Origin of the sequence: Dyella flagellata (assembly GCF_030160275.1) — a bacterium.
Taxonomy (GTDB): Bacteria; Pseudomonadota; Gammaproteobacteria; order Xanthomonadales; family Rhodanobacteraceae; genus Dyella_B; species Dyella_B flagellata.
In genome coordinates this window covers 239,796-257,567 of sequence record NZ_BSOA01000006.1, presented here as the reverse complement: position 1 = coordinate 257,567, position 17,772 = coordinate 239,796, and the positions used below count along the sequence as shown (strand labels likewise).

The window sequence follows — 17,772 nt, the reverse complement described above, 5'->3', positions numbered from 1 at the left end:
GAACGCCGCCAGGATCTCCCCTGTCTAAATCACCAGCTGAGACTCGACGCTAATCAGGTGCAAGCAGGGGAGGGGGCTGATGCCGCCATGGGGATAAGGGCTAGACATCGTTGTCATTTCGCCGACACAATTGCATTGCGGCGGGCGGGCCTGCGCTAGGCTCACCGTGCAAGGCTGGTTGGTAACGCATGAGGGGATGTCATGGCGAACGTCGAGTTGAGGCCGGTGGTCCACGTCGACAACGAGTGGCGCCGATGGATTGCGGAGAATCTGTTGTTGGATGGCGCGCCGCAGGGCATCTACGAACAGATGCTGCGTGCCGGCATTCCGCACGAGGAGGCCGTTGAGGAGCTGCAGCAGGCCATCGCCAGTCCGTACCTGGCCGGCGCACAGCGCTTGCGCAATCGCCTGGCGAAACACGATTGGGTGCTGGAGACGCAGCGCCGCATGAATCGCCTGCGCCCGGCGGAAGTGCCGCGCCGGCACCAGCTTTCGCGCGAGGAGTTCCTGGAGGCGTACTACACCGCTGGCCGCCCGGTAATCATCACCGGCAGGATGGAAGGCTGGCCCGCGAGAAGGAAGTGGAGCCTGGACTATTTCAAGCAGCGCTGCGGCGATCGTGAAGTGGAAATCCAGTTCGGGCGCGATGCGGATGCGCAATACGAACTGCGCAAGACGGCGCACCGCAAGACGATGCTGTTCGGCGATTACGTCGAGATGGTGCGCAACGCCGAGCGCAGCAATGATTTCTACATGACGGCCTACAACGAAGGGAAGAACCGCGCCGCGCTGGACGAGCTATGGCAGGACATCGTGCAGATTCCCGAGTACTTGAGCAACCAGGGCGCAAGCCAGGGATTCCTGTGGTTCGGCCCAGCCGGCACCATCACCCCGTTCCATCACGACCTAACCAACAATTTCATGGCGCAGGTGCTCGGCCGCAAACGCATCCTGCTGATGCCGGCCAGCGAGATCGCGCACGTCTACAACCATGAGCACTGCTTCACGCACGTGGATGGCCGGCAGATCGACCTGCAACGCTATCCGCGCATGGACGCAGTGCAGGTGCTTTCCTGCACCCTTCACCCTGGTGAAGTACTGTTTCTGCCGGTGGGTTGCTGGCATTTCGTGGAAGGCTTGGATATCTCGGTAACGGTGTCGTTCACCAACTTCCTGTGGGATAACGACTTCACCGCGGAGTATCCGCAGCAGCAGGTGTTCTAGTTCGTAGGCTGGCATTTTCGTAGGCTGGCATTACCGATAACCAGCCCCACATCGAGAGCCTGACTCCCGAGGCTCCCGCATGATCCCGTTCTCCGTACTCGACCTTGCCCCTGTTACAGAAGGCAGCACACCGGCGCAGGCCTTCGCCAATACTTTGGATCTCGCGCGCAGGGCCGAACAACTCGGCTATATGCGCTATTGGCTGGCCGAACACCACAACATGCCGGGCATCGCCAGCGCGGCCACCGCGGTGCTGATCGGCCATGTCGCCGGCGGAACCTCGAAGATAAGGGTTGGGGCCGGTGGCATCATGCTGCCCAATCACGCACCGCTGCAGGTGGCCGAACAATTCGGCACGCTGGCTTCGCTGTATCCGGGGCGCATCGACCTGGGATTGGGACGCGCACCCGGCACGGACCAGGCCACTGCGCGCGCACTGCGCCGCTACTACGAAGCGGCGGAAACTTTTCCGGACGACGTGCATGAACTGCTCGCCTATTTTGAATCGTCCGCATCCGGCCAGGCCGTGCGTGCCGTGCCCGGTGCCGGCATCGACGTGCCGGTGTGGCTGCTGGGATCAAGCCTCTTCAGTGCCCAGCTGGCCGCTGAACTCGGCTTGCCGTTCGCTTTCGCCTCGCACTTCGCGCCGGACGCCATGGACGAGGCGCTGATGCTGTACCGCAGAGGCTTCAGGCCCTCGGCGCGCCTCGACCAGCCTTACGCCATGCTCAGCGTGAACGTGGTGGCCAGCGAGACAGATACCGAAGCAAGGCGCCTGTTCACGACGCAACAGCAAAGCTTCGTCAATCTGCGACGCGGACGCCCGGGCCTGATCCCGCCGCCCATCGACGATATCGAAGCGTATTGGACGCCCACCGAGAAACTGATGGTGGAGCGTGCCTTGGCGTGTGCGGTGGTGGGCGCGCAGCAGGCGGTGCGTGAAGGCTTGGCTGCCTTCATTGAGCGTCATCGTCCGGATGAATTGATGGTCACCACCAATGTGTTTGATCATGCTGCGCGCAAGCGGTCATTTGAGATGGTGATGCAGGCGCGTGAAACCGTGTAGGTTTTCGTGGACGGCATAACCGCCTCAGCGCGTAGGCTGGGATGACAATCCCAGCATCGGGACGCCACGTGGAAAGCTGGGATTGGCATCCCAGCCTACGCCTCTCGCGAGTGCGAAGCACAGCGACACGCCGATCAATGACTGATGTGCTCCAGCGCCACGCCCTTCGTCGACGGCCCGAACACCCCAATGGCCACAATGCCCACCACCATCGCGATCGCGATGAACGAGGCGACAGCCAACGCACCCCCTAGGTGGAGGAAGTAGCCGATGCCCAGGCCCGCGAAGGCGGCCGCGATGCGGCTCCATGAATAGACGAAGCCCACGGCGCGGGCGCGGATGCGGGTGGGATATAGCTCGGCCTGATAGTTGTGATACGCGTAGGACATGATGTTCGCCGCCAGCGTGAACACCACGCCGAGCACGATCAGCATGGCGGGCGCGTTGGTGCGTGCGAATGCGAGCATCGACACGCCCATCACGATCAGGCCAAGCACGATCTGGGTTTTTCTTTCGAGCAGGTCGGCGAAAAAGCTTCCCAGCAGCGGACCGAACGGATTGGCAATGGCGATGATGAAGGAATATTCCAGGCTGTGCGTGACGTTGATGCCGCGCGCGATCAGCAAAGTCGGGACCCACGCCGCAAAGCCGTAGAAACCGATCACCTGCGCCATGTTGAACACCGATAGCATCAGCGTGCGGCGCCAGTAGCGCTGCGAAAAGATTTCCGCGAAACGGCCTTCGCCATCGTCCTGCACGGGCTCCACATGCGGAGCCGGTAGCGACGCGCCAGTCTCGGCCTCTACACGGCGTTCGATGCCGGCCGTGATGGCATCGGCCTCCTGGACGCGTCCGCGTAGCGCCAGCCAGCGTGGACTCTCGGGCACTTGTTGTACCAGGAACCACGCGACCACCGCCCCGGCCGAGCCGATCAGCACGACCCAGCGCCAACCGTCCAGGCCGAGCGGCGTAACGGGCACCAGCAGCCAGGCGAGCAGCGCCACCACCGGCACGATGCAAAACGATACGAACTGGTTGATCGAGAAGGCGCGCCCGCGCAGCGCCGCCGGCGTGAGTTCGGAAATATAGGCGTCGATGGTGACCAGTTGCACGCCAAAGCCGATGCCCGCGATCAAGCGCCACAAATTGAGCATCTCTCCCGTGTGCTGGAACGCCATGATGACGGTGCTCAATGCGTACCAAACCAGCGAACCGGTGAATACCGGCCGCCGGCCATAGCGATCGGCAAGCTGGCCGAACAGCACCACGCCCACCCAAAGACCGGCAAAGGTGCTGAACACGAAGGTGCCGAACCCCGCCACCTTGATGCCGGCGAGGCCGGCGAACACGCCTAGCGACGCCGGTGTGAACAACCCCGATTGCGCCATGCCGGGTGCGACGTAGCCGGTGAAGAACAGGTCGTAGAACTCGAACAGCCCGCCGAGGGAAAGCAGCACGATGATTTTCCATAGCGTGCGCGACGAGGGCAGTCGGTCTAGGCGAGCGGCAATCTTGGCGGATTCGGTTTCAGACATCGTTGCTGGACTTGGGAGTGGAAGGTGCGGGTCGACAGCCACCTCGGCGACAACTGGCGCTGGCGGACATCGATCCCCTGATTGGCCCTGGTGGCCAGATTTCTAGTCGATCAAAAGCGCATAGCTTATGCGTTGCACATTCTTTTTGCGTGCTCACCATAAGTCGGTTTCCTGACTTGGCCATGAAACCTTGCTTAAAATTTTTTAAGGAAGCAAGCATCGAAAGATTGCGTTGCGTAACGCGTGGATAGGCTTGTGCGGTGCGTCAAGTCAGCGCTGACATTTGGCGTAGACTCGAAAGCCGTCAGGTCAGGGCGGCTCATGTAAATGAAGGTTTTGATCGTCGAAGACCAGTTCAAGCTGGGTCAGTTCTTGAAGCGCGGTTTCAGCGAACGCTCCTATACCGCCGAATGGGCACAGAGCTGCACGGCAGCGCGCGATGCGCTGGCGGAGGACAACTTCGACGTGATCATTCTCGATCTCGGCCTGCCGGACGGCGACGGGCTGGAACTGTTGTGCGAATGGCGCCGCTGCGGCTTCAACGAACCGGTGCTGATCCTGAGCGCGCGCGACACGGTGGACGATCGCATCACCGGCCTGAACCTTGGCGCCGACGATTACCTGCCCAAGCCTTTCAGTTTCGAGGAGCTGCTGGCGCACGTGCGCTCGCTGATGCGCAGGCAGAGCGCCGTCAAGCAGACGATGCTCGAACACAAGGGCATCAAGCTCGATTTGCTGAGCCGTACCGTGCGCCTGCGCGGCCAGCCGGTGGAGTTGACCAGCCGGGAATTCGCCCTGCTTGAGATCTTCATGCAGAATGCCGGGCGCACCTTGACGCGCTCCTATATCTCCGAGCGCATCTGGCCCGGCCTGGTCGAGGACAACCTGCTGGATGTCTACATGAGCCGGCTGCGCACCAAACTCGAGAGCGGCACTGGCGCGGCGCTGTTCAAGACCCTGCGCGGGATAGGCTACCAACTGGTATGAAGTCGCTGCGGGCACGCCTGAGCCTGTGGTTCGCGCTGAGTGCCACGATCACCTTGGCGGTCCTGTTCGTGGTCGGCTACCTTTTGCTTGAAAGCTATATCCAGCGCGACCTGGATCTGCTCAACAAGACCGAGTTCGAGCAGATTCGTGCGCGCCTGGGTACGGACTACAGCGCGTTGACGCCGCAGATCGTGGACCAACGTATTCGCGAAACCACCAACTACGCCTCGGTGCTGTTCTACATCAACATCGACGAGCCGCCGCACGACATTCTGTTCTACTCCAACAATCTGGACGGCAAGCCGATTCCCGACGTGCCGGGCAAGCACGTGTACAACACGTTCGTGCCGGGAGTAGGGGAGCTGCGCGTCGGCGAATTCATCATGCCGCCGTTCGACGTCACTATCGGCACGCCCACGCGGCAGATGCGGCAGGGTTTGACCGCGTATGTGGAAGTAAGCGTGGCCTTGCTGGTGATCATGCTGTTGACCAGTGGCTTGATCGGCATCGCCACCAGCCGCATGATTCTCCGTCCGGTGCGGCTGATCGGCGAAACAGCCAATCGGATACGCTCGGACAACCTGGCCGAGCGTATTGCCGTGCCCAGCGGCAAGGATGAACTGTTCGACCTGGTACGCCTGCTCAACCAGATGTTCGATCGCCTGGAAGCTTCGTTCAAGCAGGCTCGCCAGTTTTCCGAAGAGGTATCGCATGAACTGAAGACCCCGCTGTCACTGGTACGCCTGCACGCCGAGCGGCTACTGGTCGAGGGCAGGCTTGAGCGACGGCACGAAGATGCCGTGCTGGTGCAGCTCGACGAGCTGGCGCGCATCAACCAGATGATCGACGAGTTGCTGTTCATATCGCGGGCCGAAGTGAACGGTGTCAAGCTGAACCTCGTCAGCCAGCATCCGGCGCATTTCCTGCGCAGCATCGAACCGGATCTGCGCGTGCTCGCGGAGCATCGCGGCCGGCGCCTGCACAGCGTGCAGCATGGCGACGGCCTGGTGGCGATGGAAGAGAAATGGCTGCGCCAGGTGATTTTCAACTTGCTGACCAATGCGCTGCGCGTATCGCCGCCGAATGGCATGATCGTCATGCAATCCACCGTCGACAGCAGTGGCTGGTGCGTCAGCATCGCGGATCAGGGGCCGGGCCTGACGGAAGAACAGTGCGAGCGCGTTTTCGACCGCTTCGTGCGTTTCAATGTGCAGGCGGGGGAAGATCAGGGCAGCGGCCTCGGGCTGACGATCTGTCGCAGCATTATCGAGTTGCATGGCGGCAGCATTCGCGCGCAGCCGCGTACGGATGGACCCGGCTTGCGTGTGAGTTTCGAGCTTCCGCTGGCGCCACCGATGCTCGAACCCTCACACGCCGTGATCCAGCCTCTGCTCGGCAGCTCGTAGGCTGCCCCAGCATTGCGTGACATGCACGCATTGGGTCGCATTGTTGTTGCATGTCGCGAACGTGCTGCATTGCCTGCGGCGCTTTCGGACCCTAAAGGGCCCGAGTCACTTCTCTTTGCTGGCCCACGCCCGCGTCAGGAACGCGGGCGAACAGCGTTAGCTGGCCCGAAGGGCGGAGGGCAGGAAGCCCGTAGTAAAGAGAAGTAACCAAGAGAAATGGCCTAAAAGGCTCGTGGCATGGGGCGGGTAAAAACCTGAACGCGTATGGCTAGACAGGTGGTTGGTCGCCCCGGGTTCTACGGAGCGGCTATACCGCAACGCGTCCAGACGCTGAGGAAGTAAAGGGCGCGTAGGCTGGGATGCTAATCCCAGCTTTCCACAGGGTATCCCGATGCTAGGATTGTCATCCCAGCCTACACGCTTGCCGCCTGGCTTTAAGCCCTCCGCGCTTCGACGCCTCGCGGTATAGCGGCGCCGTAAAAGCTTGGCGAGTCATCGATCAAAGCAAGGCGTGAACGTTCGGGCTTGTAACCACGCAGCGCCAAGAGCTCTTCAGGCCATTTCTCTTGGTTACTTCTCTTTGGGCCAGCAAAGAGAAGTGACTCGGGCGCTTGCGACCGAAAGCGCCGCAGGCAATGCTGCACGATGGCGACATGCAACAACAGTGCGATCAAGGACGCGCCGCAGCCAATGCAGCGGTCGGCGACAAAACGCGGGATATCTCAGGATGACGATCCCAACCTACGAAGGTGCGCGAGACGGGCGATTCACCCCGAGGCTCTGGGGTATGGCGGTGTGGCGTGAATCGCCCGCCTCGACGCGGTCAAAGCCTAGAACTTGAGCGTGGCAGTGCCATAGATCAGCCGTCCGATCGGCGAATACGTCGCCACGTCGGCGTTGTTGTCGGTGAACGCTTGCGGTGCGAGCGGCGGCATGCGGTTGGCGATGTTGTTGATACCTAGCGCCGCCGACCATCCCTTGATGATGGCGTTCGGCGCCGAGCGGTCAACCGAATAGCCCAGGCGCAAATCCCAGGTGGTGTAACTGCTGACGGGAATCGGCTTGAGCGTGGTGCTTTGCGCATAAACGAGGCCGCCAGGGCCGATGTCCGTCACCGACGAGATGTAGTGGTTGCCGAGGGTGAGATCCCAGTTGCCGTATTGCCAGTCGGCAGTGGTGTAGAAACTGAAGCGCGGGATCGTTCCCTGCACGCCGGTGCCGTTGTTGGTGGCGAATCCGGCATAGTTATAGAACGGCTGGCCGGGCAACGCCTGGAACTGATACTTGAAGAACATCGCGCCGTTGGTGGAGACCGTGAACGTTCCGGCGTGGTCGGTCACGACGTAATAATCCACCGTCATGTTCGCCGAACGTACATGTAGGCCGCCCAGGTTGGTAAAGCGGTCGATGGCGTACAAGTTCAGAGGATTGCCACCGGAACGCAGATAGGCGTCTACCTGACCCGGTGCGGTGAAGGCCGTGGCGCCGGGCTGGCCGGGGAAATTGCCCAGCGCCAGGTTGGCGGAGAATGGCGATGCCGCGCCAAGCTGATTCACGCTTTGCAGGATGTTGGTAAAGCCGATGCCGCCCGGGTAGCCGTGCTGGTCCACCGAGGAATAATCGAGCGAGGCGGTCAGGCCGGGAACGGCTTGCGGCGCGAAGGTGATGCCCATCGAACGGGTGACGGCGGTGCTCGGCTTCAGGCGCGGATTGTTGCCGTCTTCGCCGTTGAACTGCAGCCCGGGCAGACCGAAGACCGATTGGATGACGCCGCTGCCCACCAGACGCGTATCGGTGGGACCGTACAAGGCATACAACGTCGGTGCGGTATACGAGCGCGAGAACGAACCACGCAAGGTGACCTGATTGTCGACCGGCTGCCAGCGGAAGCCGAACTTGGGTACCAGCGAATTGCCGGCGTCGCTGTAATGCTCGTAACGCGCAGCGGCGATCAAGTCGAAGGCGTGGAAGCCCGGCGCCGACCAGCTGGAGCTGGTGATAGGCACGCGCACTTCACTGTAGGCGCTGTCGACGTCGCGTGACCTGGAGAACGGATCGGCCGAAGTGCCACCGATCCAGTTGTGCGCGGTGGGGCCGGTATTGCGGCCATTGGCGTCGGTATAGGCGGAGAGGGATTCGCGCCGCGCCTCGACCCCGAAAGCGACGCCGATGGTGCCCGCCGGCAAGTGGAAGGCCTTGCCCACCAGCTTGGCGTCGAAGGCATCCAGCGTACTTTTGGCATGAATCACTTCCGTGCCATACAGGTTGGCCAGCATGGCGGGGTTGATGCCCGAGGTGACAGCCAAAGGATTGAGCGCGGGCTGGATCACGAACGGTCCGCTGCTGGAGTAGCCCGCTTGCACGCGACTGTAGGCCCCGCCCGCGACGGGATTGCCCTGGGCGTCATAGCCACCGGCCACCGCAGCAGCCATATTGGGGGCATAGATCAGGTTGAACTGGTCCTGTTCCAGCTTGCTCTGGCTGTGGTCGATGGTGCTTTCCCAATTCCAGTTGCTGTTGATGTCACCGCGCAAGCCGGCCACCACCCGCAAGCCTTCCGCCTGGTTGACGAATTGCTGGGGACGGGGGAGGTAGCCGAAGACGATCTGGTTGAACGCGGTGGTTAGCGGGTTGTAGGGAGCGCCCGCCGGCAGCGAGGTGGTGGTACGGACGGGCAGCCACTGGGTAAAGCTCTTGGTACGCGAATACAGCACGTTGCCGAACGCGGTGAGTTTGTGATCGTCCAGCAGATCGGCCGAGAGATTGGCGCTCAGGCCTTTTTGATCCTGTCGCTCCAGCAGCGTCTGGTAGCGAGAGACGTCGAAGCCGTCTGCCACCGCGGTGGGTGTGGTGGCAAGATAAGTGCCGTTGGCGATGAGGCTATTGATGCTGGGGGCGATGGCCTGTGTACCGGTCGGATTGTCCTGCGCCGGGGAGTTCAGTCCCGAGGCTAGGATCGCGCCGGGTAGATGGCCATTGGCGCCGACCGTGCCGGGGATATTGGAGATGCGCCCGTACAGCGGACTGGTGAAGCTGCGTGCATCCTGATACAGCGGGTCGGTCTTGGATTCGCTGCCGGTGACGGTGATATGGACACCATGCAGCGTTGTGCCGGCGACGAAGTATCCGGATTTCTCGCGGTAGTTGCCGCTGGCGGCACCGTAGCGCACGCCAACCTCCGCGCCCTGGTAGTCCTTTTTCAGGATGATGTTGACCACGCCGCCGATTGCGTCGGAGCCGTAGATGGCCGAAGCGCCATCGGTCAACACTTCGATGTGGTCGATCGCCGAGATCGGAATCTGGTTCACGTCGACGAAGCTCTTGCCGCCGATGCCGTTAATGCCGCTGGTCGCTACGCGGCGGCCGTCGACCAGCACAAGGGTATCGAGGTTGCGCAACTGCAGCTGGGAGCCGCCTGCCGTGTTCTGGTTGTTGTTGTTTGCATTGCTGGTGCCGGTATTGCTGCGTCCAGCGAAAGAGGGCACCACCTTGCGCAACAGATCGAGTACGTTGGCGTTGACGCCCGCCGCCTTGATCGCATCGTTGTCGACGGAGACCACCGGCACCACCACCTCATCGGGAGCGACGGGCAGGTTGGAGCCGGTGACCACCACGGTGGCCAGGGTGGCCGGTTTTTCCGGCTGGTCTGCTTTCTTTGTCGTGCCTTGAGCCGTGCCAGGACTTTGCTGCGCTGTATCGCCAGCGTACAAATTAGTGGAAACGCCTGCTGCGCAGGTGGTGCCCATTGCCATAAGCAAGGCGCCGAACAATGGTTTTACGGTCAAACTCTGCATAACGTCTATCCCTCCCCGGATGACACGTCAGCGATGGACTCAACAGGCTGTCATGAGTATCCCTTTGCGTTTTGCAACGGATGCATGACTGCCGACCGTTGTTGCTTGTAAGACCCGTACATGTGTGTTTGATCGGCTCGTCCTTACGGGTGGAGCGCAAACCATAGGATTTCTCCCCCCTTGTTGTTATCACCGGGCGAGGCGGCCAGGTAGACGCGATCGAGCGGCGCCCACAACATGCCCGACTTGGCACCTTTCGTACTGGCCACTCGCGCCAGTTGCGTATAGTGATCGGCGTCGTTCTGTTGAAACACGCCGAGATAGCCGTCGCCGCCGGGAATGTAGATGCGCTTGTGCACGCCGTCGTAGAACATGCCGTCCGAGGTCGCAGGCGCGTCAAGACTGGCCACGGTCTTGCCGGTTTCGGTATCGAGCACGATCAGCTTGCTGGGATTGCGTGTGCCCACGAACAGTCGATGATCCGCCTCGTCCAGCGCCATGCTCAGGTTGGTCTGCGCACCGGTCAGCGGCCAGCGCGCGGTCACCTTGAGGGTTTTCTTGTCCACCACGTCGACTTCGTTCTTGTCGGCCACGTTGACGAACAGACGATTGCCGTGCTCTTCCGCCCGCACCGCCTCGACGTGGTCGGAATCGAAGCGCAGCTTGCGATAAACCTTGCCCGAATAAGGATCGACTTCGTTGAGGTAGCACTCCTTCATGTCGACGTCTTTGCCACCGCTTACGATGTAGAGCAAATGCGTACCCTGGTCGTATTCCATCGAATCGGCGCCGGGCGCCAGGTCGATGTAGCCGAGCACCTTGTAGGTGGCGGCATCCAGCACGCGCGTGCCGCCCTTGCCGCTGTCGGTCACGATCAGCCGGTCCTTTTCCGGCAGGTAGAGAATCGCGTGGGGGGTGCTGAAGCTGGTGAGCGTCCGCTCATGCGCACCGGTAGCGAGATTGAACACTTCCAGCGTGCCGTGATCTTCGGCCGCCAGTAGCAGCTTATTGCGCTTGGTATCGACGCCGAAGTGATCGAAATCGCCCGAGTACTGCGGCTTCCATGCGGTGCTGCGACCGATCAGGGTGGCCGCTGCGGCCGGGTCCGCTCCGGCCGGCGGCGCCATCAGCTTGGCCAACGAGGGAATCTTGGCGGCCAGCTCGTCGCGGATCGCATAGGCGTGCTGCTCAAGCGCCTTCTTGTCGTCGCCGGGCTTGTAGCGGAACACGATGCCGATCGCGCCGATGGTCTGCTTGGCGGCGTCCAGCAGGCGGGTTTCGACTTCGAAGCGGCTGCCGTTGACTTCAAGGTTGGGGATGCCGGTTTGGATCGCGCGCATATCGTCGTCGTCGGCGGCCTTGCCGATGCGCCCGATGCTGGAACCGACGATCACATTGGTCTTGCTGCCCGGCGGAGTGGCGTGCATGGCCAGGATGATCACATCCGGGTGCGCCGCCATGGCTTGGTCGACCAGTTGCTGGGCGAGGGTGTGGGTGGGGGTGCCGGAGTCGTATCGATAGGGCTGGGTCAGGTTGCCCTGGTTGGAAATGCGCCGGGCGAGTTGATCGCGAATCTGCTCGGCCCGCTGCTGCAAGGCCTGCTTGTCGTCGCCATGGTGGTACGGGTAGACGATGCTGAGTGCGCCGAGCGTATCGCCGGTGGTGTCGAACAAGGGCATTTCGATTTCCAGGCGATCGCCGGCCTGGTTGACCTCCACCAGCGGCTTGCCGGTGGTGACTACCCCCATGTCGTCCGAGTCGGCCTTCTTGCCGATGCGGCCGATATTGGAGGCGATGATGACATTGTCCTTCTGCTTGGGCGGGACGGCATGGACCGCCATCACCACGATGTCCGGATGCGCCGCGATGGTCTGATCGACCAGCTCCTGCGCGTAGATCTTGGGCGCGGTCTGCGCGTAGAGAGGAAATGCCGAGAGAGCGATCGCAACAGCAAGAGCGCGACGAAGCATGGCCTAGTATTCCGTGTTGTGGGCAGGGTCTGGTTTTTGGATGGTCCGTCATGCTGACCGGAGCTGGGCATAGACATAAACCTTCAACCTGACGACTCCCTGTAAGGCGTCTTAAGAAGGATTAAGGTTGTGGCTGTCATGACCATCAGAGTGGGGGCTTTGGAGATAGGCGCGTAGGCTGGGATGCCAATCCCAGCTCTCCAGGCGGCGTGCCGATGCTGGGATTGGCATCCCAGCCTACGCGCGGAGTCCCTTTACTTCTGAATGGTACATTTATATATTATATATAACTGTACTACATGCCCTGGAGCTGCCACCCGATGGCCGACTTCGCTCTCACCGAACAGCGCCTCGCCGTCACCTGCCGGCGTTACCCCGATTTCCCGCGCCGCCCCGCCACCCTGGTGCGCCTGATCAAGCACGTTCACAAGCAACTGCATGACAGCGCGAATCTCGCGCTCAAGCCGTACGGCATCAATCATCCGGAATACAATCTGCTGATGATGCTGTACGGTTCGGCCAGCGGTACGATGTCGCCGTCGGAGCTGGCCGATGCGGCGGGCGAGAAATCCGCCAACATCACCCGCTTGACCAACGAGCTATGCGACAAAGGCTTGATCGAACGTAGCGCCAGCGTCGATGATCGCCGCAAGATCGAACTCAGCTTGACGCCGCCGGGAGAGGCACTGCTGGAAAACCTGCTTCCGGATATCTGCTCGTTGTTGGCGAAGCAGGGACGCCACGTCACGGTTTCCGAGCAGGTTCAGCTCGAAAAGCTGTTGAAGAAATTTCTGGGTGGATTGGCAGACTGAGCAGAGGCTGTCACGTCATGTCCGCAACCGATGTCCAGGCCGGCACGCCCGGCATGCGCGAGGTCTTCGCGACGACCCTGCGCGAGGAGACCGCCACCTGGCTGTTCGTGCTCAAGTCGCTGCTTGCTTTCTACATCACCGGCTGGCTGGCGATGCGCCTGGCGCTGCCGCAGCCCGGCACGGCGATGCTCACCACTGTCATCGTCGTCAACCGCCAGGCCGGCATGGTGCTGGCCAAGAGCTTCTACCGCGCCATCGGCACGCTGGTCGGAGCGCTGGCGGGGTTCCTGATCGTGGCCTTGTTCCCGCAAGAGCGCGTGCTGTTCCTCGGCGCGCTTTCTTTGTGGGTTGGCGTATGCGCCGGTGGCGCCGCGCTGTACCGCAATTTCAAAGCCTATGCGTTCGTACTGGCCGGCTATACGGCGGCAATCGTGGCATTGCCGGTGATCGACAACCCGCTGGAAGTGTTCAACTCGGCAGTATGGCGCCTAAGCGAAGTGCTGCTCGGCATTGCGGTTTCGGCCGCAGTGAGCGACCTGGTGTTTCCCAACCGCATCCGTGACGATCTGCGCCGCCTGTGCCGCGCCCAGTTCGCCAACTTCATCGAATTCGTGCAGCGGCTGGTGTGCGGCAAAGTGGCGCGTGAGGACATCGAGAACGCGCACCTGCGCTTCGTCCGCGACGCGGTTACCGTGGAAGACCTGCGCAGCTCGGTGATCTTCGAGGACCCGGAAGCGCGTGCGCGCAGCGGCCACATGCTGCTGCTCAATCAGCGCTTCATGGCAACTTCCACTACGCTGCAGACCCTCCACCACCTGATTAATCGCCTGAAGCGGCGGGGGCACGAAACCGCTGCGAACGCGTTGATCGAAGCGTACCGTCCGCTGGCTGGCGCGCTTGATGCGCCGATCGAAGCGGGCGCGGCTGCACGGGTATTGTTGCCGCGGCTGGCTGGCGCGCGGCAGGCGATCAGGGAACGCAAGGCGAAGCTGCGGGCGCAAATGACGTCCGCCTACGACATGCTCGATTTCGACACTGGTGCCACCCTGGTCGATCGATTTGTCGATGAACTTCATGCCTACGTCGAAACGGCCTCGGCGCTGCAGGCGCCGAGGCTTTTCGGTGCGGCCGGAGAGCGCGTGCGTTTCGAGCGCAGCAATGATTTTCTGGGCGCGGGCCTGACGATGTTGCGCACCGCGCTCACCATGGGCGTCTTGAGCCTGGTCTGGATCCTTTCGGCCTGGCCATCGGGTGCGTCGGCGATGTTGCTGGCGACGGTATTCGCTGGCCTGTTCGCCGCGACGCCCAATCCTTTGCAATGGATACGCCATACCTCCGTGGGCTTTTTTTTCGGCATCTGCGCGAGTTTCGCCTGCCAGTTCTTCGTGCTGCCGTTGATGGATGGTTTTGGGTTGCTGGTGGCTGGCTCCGCGCCGTTCCTGATGATCGGCATGGCGATGATAGGGTGGCCGGTCACCGTTCGCGCTGGCGTGGGCTACTGCATGGGTTTTACCTTGACCCTCGCCGCGCGTAACGAGATGAATTACGACGTGGTGTTTTTCTGGAACGACACGCTGGCCCAACTGGTCGGACTGGCCGCGGCGGGAGCGGCCTTCGCGCTGCTGCCGCCGGCCATTGGCAGCGTGGGCTTACGTCGCCGTCAGCTGGAGCGCTTGCGCCGTCAGGTACGTCTCGCGGCCACCGCACCGCTGGCGGGCTTGCCTGCGCGCTTCGAGAGCGTCAACCACGACCTGTTCGGCCAGATCGTGGAGCAGACCGAACGTGGCAGCGAGGCTTCGCGCAGCTTGGTGGCCTGGACGCTATCCGTGCACGAAGTGGGGCGCACCTTGCTTGAGCTGCGCAACGAGATGTCCGGCCGTCCGCTGCCGGAAGAAGTGCGCGAAGCGATCGAACGCAGTATCGATGCGATCGCGCAACTTTATGAGTATCCTGATACGGTCACTTATGCGCAGGCGCGCGATGCGCTTGCCGCCACCATGGCGATGATCGAAGGCGACGAAGCCATGTCGCCGCTGCTCAACCACTTGCACCTATTGCGCCTGGCCATGCTGGACGAACAATCCGTGCTTGGCGCTTATATGCAAGCTCAACCCCGCTCGCAAGGAGTTGCCCATGCCTCGTGAAATTGCCATCGGCGGCGCGCTGGTTCCCGGACTGCTGCCCTGGTTCCTGCTGGCCGTGGCGCTAATGCTGCTGTTCGATTGGGTGGTCGGCCGTTATGGCCTGTACCGCTACGTATGGCATCCGGCGCTACTGCGCCTGGCCTTCTTCGTGTGCATTTTCGGCGGACTCGCCTGGTTGACGATCTGAAGGGCGCAAGGCGTCCACTCCTACCTCTATGAAAAACACTCTCTACCTCCGCATCGCCATCACCGCCGTCCTCGTGCTGCTCGCCATACTGATCGGCTATAGCATGTGGCGGCATTACATGTACTCGCCCTGGACCCGCGACGGACGCATCCGCGCCAACGTCGTGCGCATCGCGCCGGATGTATCCGGACTGGTCACGGCGGTGAACGTGATCGACAACAAACAGGTGAAGAAGGGCGAGCTGCTGTTCGTCATCGATCGTGCCCGTTACGAAGATGCCGAGGAACAGGCCAAGGCCAATCTCGCCGCAGCCCTGGCCTCGGTGGCCGCGGCCCAGGCCAACATCGACGCCGCCAAGGCCGGTACCACGCAGAGCAAGGCGAACTTCGCCATGTACGAAGCACAGTCCAGGCGTCGGCAGAGCCTGCGCGACGTGGTATCCAGCGAAGACATCGCCAATGCCAGCGCGACCGCGGATGCCGCACGTGCCACCTGGGACAAGGCGCGTGCAGGCATTGAGCAGGCGATCGCCGCACAGCAGCAAGCCCAGGCTGCGGTGAAGCAGGCGCAAGCAGCGCTGGCAACGGCGGAACTCAATCTGCAACGCACGGAGGTGCGCGCACCGGTGGATGGCTACGTCACCAACCTGCTGGTGCGCGTGGGTGATTACGCCAGCGCCGGTGCGCCGCGCCTGGCGTTGATCGACAGCCATTCGTTCTGGGTGGATGGCTATTTCGAGGAAACCAAGCTGCCGCAGTTGCGCGAGGGCGATCCGGTCGACATTCGTTTGATGAGCGGTGGCGTGCATTTGCGTGGCACCGTCGAGGGCGTGGCGCGCGGCATTGCCGGCGCCGTCGATCCCACCGGCAACGATCTGCTCGCCAACATCAATCCCACTTTCAACTGGGTGCGACTGGCGCAACGCGTACCGGTACGCGTACGCATCGATACCGAGCACATGCCTGCCGGCACGGTGTTGGTGGCGGGGCAGACCGCTACGCTGATCGTGCAGCCCGGTGGGCATGGCGATGCGCTGGCCGAGTCGCGGTGATACGGCCATGTCCAAAAACGCTCTGATCTGTTCCAATCGCGTAGGCTGGGATGGCAATCCCAGCATCGCAATGCGGCATGGAAAGCTGGGATTATCATCCCAGCCTACGAGCTGGCCGACCTTGGCGACGTTGGCGCTGTGTATAGCGCTTGCAGGTTGCGCCACGCCGGGCGGCTTGCATCCCACCGGCAAGACAGTCGATGCGCGTAGCCTGAAAAGCGCGCGAAGCCTGGCCGGCGTGCCACTGAGCGCCACGGCTTGGCCATCGCAGGATTGGTGGGTGAGCTTCGGCGATCCGCAGTTGAGCACGCTGATCGATGAGGCGCTCAAGCACAATCCCAGCCTCGATGAAGCCGAGGCGCGCGCACGGCAGGCCCAGGCGGTGGCTGACAGCGCCGACGCGGCGCGCCTGCCAGCAGCGGATCTGGAAGCCGGCGCCCAGGGCACCCGCTTGTCATTGAAAGATCCGATCTATCCTCCGTACGTGCTGGGTCATTTTGCCTGGGGCAAGTCGGTTACGGCGAATTTCTCGTGGGACCTGGATCTATGGGGCGGCAAGCGCGATGCGTGGGAAGCCGCGCTCGGACGCAGCCGCGCGGTGGAAATCGAAGCGTATGCGGCACGCATCCAGCTATCGGTGAATGTCGCCCGCGCCTACGTGCAATTGGGGTACGCGTTTGCGCAAAGGGATGTTGCGGACGGCGAGCTGCAGCGTGCCTCGCAGACACTGGCGCTGACGCGCCGATTGGTGGCGGGGGGGCTGGGCACGTCGCAGCAGGAAGCCTTTGCCGATTCCCAGGCGGCCAGCGCCGAACAGCAGAAAGCGCAAGCTGATCGCGGCATCGATGCCGCGCGCAGCAGCCTTTCGGTCCTGCTCGGGCAGGGGCCGGATCGTGGCTTAAGCATCGCGCGGCCGCATCTGCTCGATCCCGGCCTCGTTGCATTGCCGGATCAATTGCAAGTGGACCTGCTCGGTCGTCGCGCCGACCTGGTTGCAGCACGCTGGCAGGTCGAGGCAGCGTCCAAGGACATCAAGGCGGCCAAGACACAATTCCTGCCCAACATCAGCCTTAGCGCCATGGCTGGTTTCGTCGCCGTCGGCGGCAGCAGCAATGTGTTCCAGCTACCGGCGCGGACCTATTCGGTGGGACCGGCCTTGAGTCTGCCGATCTTCGACGGCGGCCGGCTGCGCGCCAATCTTGCCGGTGCCGACGCGCGTTACGACCAGGCAGTGGCGCACTACAACGGCCTGCTGATCGGCGCGGTGAATGAAGTGTCGGATCTGGTTTCCGCCCTGGCTTCGGTGCGCATGCAGATCGCGCTGGAGCAGCGTGCGAAACAGGATGCCGAGAAAAGCTGGCGCGATGCCTTGTCGGCGTACAAGGGCGGCGTCAGCGGGCCGCTGACACCACTGGCGAGCCGCCAGCAGCTGTTGCTTGCCGATCAGCGGCTGGCGCTGTTGCAGAGCCAGCAGGCGGATCTTTCGATCCGCTTGATCGATGCGCTGGGTGGTGGTTATGCGGCTACAGTGACGCGTTGACGCTTGCGCGATCAGCTCCCTCCCCTGCCAGGCAGGGGAGGGAGCTGGATTTCTCG

12 protein-coding genes are annotated in these 17,772 nt (G+C 62.4%); 9 read left to right on the top strand and 3 right to left on the bottom strand.

The annotated features are described in order from the left end of the window. The first annotated feature begins 201 nt into the window (after positions 1-201). Together QQJ96_RS05500 and QQJ96_RS05495 are read left to right on the top strand one after the other, a co-directional pair. A complete protein-coding gene (locus QQJ96_RS05500) occupies positions 202-1,224 on the top strand; it encodes a cupin-like domain-containing protein (protein WP_284330962.1) in 1,023 nt (340 codons plus the stop codon). A gap of 79 nt (positions 1,225-1,303) precedes the next feature. Beyond that, the gene (locus QQJ96_RS05495; RefSeq protein ID WP_284330961.1) at positions 1,304-2,290 is read left to right on the top strand and encodes an LLM class flavin-dependent oxidoreductase; all 987 of its coding nucleotides are present in this window, start codon (positions 1,304-1,306) and stop codon (positions 2,288-2,290) included. Between the two features lie 134 nt (positions 2,291-2,424). On the opposite strand, the gene QQJ96_RS05490 is transcribed toward QQJ96_RS05495, so the two are convergent. Further along, entirely contained in the window at positions 2,425-3,825 is a 1,401-nt protein-coding gene (locus QQJ96_RS05490) for an MFS transporter (protein ID WP_284330960.1), read from the bottom strand. Between the two features lie 327 nt (positions 3,826-4,152). Here QQJ96_RS05490 and QQJ96_RS05485 point away from each other — a divergent pair, with 327 nt between their 5' ends. Both QQJ96_RS05485 and QQJ96_RS05480 read left to right on the top strand, forming a co-directional pair. Further along, positions 4,153-4,812, top strand: a complete 660-nt coding sequence (locus QQJ96_RS05485; protein WP_284330959.1) for a response regulator transcription factor — start codon at positions 4,153-4,155, stop codon at positions 4,810-4,812. Beyond that, a complete protein-coding gene (locus QQJ96_RS05480) occupies positions 4,809-6,218 on the top strand; it encodes a sensor histidine kinase (RefSeq protein WP_284330958.1) in 1,410 nt (469 codons plus the stop codon). The genes QQJ96_RS05485 and QQJ96_RS05480 overlap by 4 nt, the downstream gene beginning before the upstream one ends. 830 nt (positions 6,219-7,048) lie before the next feature. Here QQJ96_RS05480 and QQJ96_RS05475 read toward each other — a convergent pair. Both QQJ96_RS05475 and QQJ96_RS05470 read right to left on the bottom strand, forming a co-directional pair. After that, entirely contained in the window at positions 7,049-10,012 is a 2,964-nt protein-coding gene (locus tag QQJ96_RS05475; protein ID WP_284330957.1) for a TonB-dependent receptor plug domain-containing protein, read from the bottom strand. Between the two features lie 143 nt (positions 10,013-10,155). Then, positions 10,156-11,982 (bottom strand): YncE family protein, encoded by a 1,827-nt coding sequence (locus QQJ96_RS05470; protein ID WP_284330956.1) that lies wholly within the window; start codon positions 11,980-11,982, stop codon positions 10,156-10,158. 320 nt (positions 11,983-12,302) lie between these two features. Here QQJ96_RS05470 and QQJ96_RS05465 point away from each other — a divergent pair, with 320 nt between their 5' ends. Genes QQJ96_RS05465 through QQJ96_RS05445 form a run of 5 tightly spaced genes read left to right on the top strand, consistent with a single transcriptional unit; the run spans position 12,303 to position 17,716 of the window. Further along, positions 12,303-12,794, top strand: a complete 492-nt coding sequence (locus QQJ96_RS05465) for a MarR family transcriptional regulator (RefSeq protein WP_284330955.1) — start codon at positions 12,303-12,305, stop codon at positions 12,792-12,794. A 17-nt stretch (positions 12,795-12,811) separates the two neighbouring features. Next, the gene (locus QQJ96_RS05460; protein WP_284330954.1) at positions 12,812-14,938 is read left to right on the top strand and encodes an FUSC family protein; all 2,127 of its coding nucleotides are present in this window, start codon (positions 12,812-12,814) and stop codon (positions 14,936-14,938) included. Then, positions 14,928-15,125 (top strand): DUF1656 domain-containing protein, encoded by a 198-nt coding sequence (locus QQJ96_RS05455; RefSeq protein ID WP_284330953.1) that lies wholly within the window; start codon positions 14,928-14,930, stop codon positions 15,123-15,125. Before QQJ96_RS05460 ends, QQJ96_RS05455 begins: the two co-directional genes overlap by 11 nt. Before the next feature lie 28 nt (positions 15,126-15,153). Next, complete coding sequence (locus tag QQJ96_RS05450) at positions 15,154-16,176, top strand: HlyD family secretion protein (protein ID WP_284330952.1); 1,023 nt, start codon at positions 15,154-15,156, stop codon at positions 16,174-16,176. A 7-nt stretch (positions 16,177-16,183) separates the two neighbouring features. Continuing rightward, positions 16,184-17,716: an efflux transporter outer membrane subunit gene (locus QQJ96_RS05445; RefSeq protein ID WP_284330951.1), complete on the top strand. Its 1,533-nt coding sequence runs from the start codon at positions 16,184-16,186 to the stop codon at positions 17,714-17,716. Positions 17,717-17,772: the final 56 nt, after the last annotated feature.

What these genes read in the sequence shown, in the direction of transcription:
- QQJ96_RS05500 (WP_284330962.1), top strand. Translation starts at nt 202, where the DNA reads ATGGCGAACGTCGAGTTGAGGCCGGTGGTCCACGTCGACAACGAGTGG.
- QQJ96_RS05495 (WP_284330961.1), top strand. Translation starts at nt 1,304, where the DNA reads ATGATCCCGTTCTCCGTACTCGACCTTGCCCCTGTTACAGAAGGCAGC.
- QQJ96_RS05490 (WP_284330960.1), bottom strand. Translation starts at nt 3,825, where the DNA reads ATGTCTGAAACCGAATCCGCCAAGATTGCCGCTCGCCTAGACCGACTG.
- QQJ96_RS05485 (WP_284330959.1), top strand. Translation starts at nt 4,153, where the DNA reads ATGAAGGTTTTGATCGTCGAAGACCAGTTCAAGCTGGGTCAGTTCTTG.
- QQJ96_RS05480 (WP_284330958.1), top strand. Translation starts at nt 4,809, where the DNA reads ATGAAGTCGCTGCGGGCACGCCTGAGCCTGTGGTTCGCGCTGAGTGCC.
- QQJ96_RS05475 (WP_284330957.1), bottom strand. Translation starts at nt 10,012, where the DNA reads ATGCAGAGTTTGACCGTAAAACCATTGTTCGGCGCCTTGCTTATGGCA.
- QQJ96_RS05470 (WP_284330956.1), bottom strand. Translation starts at nt 11,982, where the DNA reads ATGCTTCGTCGCGCTCTTGCTGTTGCGATCGCTCTCTCGGCATTTCCT.
- QQJ96_RS05465 (WP_284330955.1), top strand. Translation starts at nt 12,303, where the DNA reads ATGGCCGACTTCGCTCTCACCGAACAGCGCCTCGCCGTCACCTGCCGG.
- QQJ96_RS05460 (WP_284330954.1), top strand. Translation starts at nt 12,812, where the DNA reads ATGTCCGCAACCGATGTCCAGGCCGGCACGCCCGGCATGCGCGAGGTC.
- QQJ96_RS05455 (WP_284330953.1), top strand. Translation starts at nt 14,928, where the DNA reads ATGCCTCGTGAAATTGCCATCGGCGGCGCGCTGGTTCCCGGACTGCTG.
- QQJ96_RS05450 (WP_284330952.1), top strand. Translation starts at nt 15,154, where the DNA reads ATGAAAAACACTCTCTACCTCCGCATCGCCATCACCGCCGTCCTCGTG.
- QQJ96_RS05445 (WP_284330951.1), top strand. Translation starts at nt 16,184, where the DNA reads ATGTCCAAAAACGCTCTGATCTGTTCCAATCGCGTAGGCTGGGATGGC.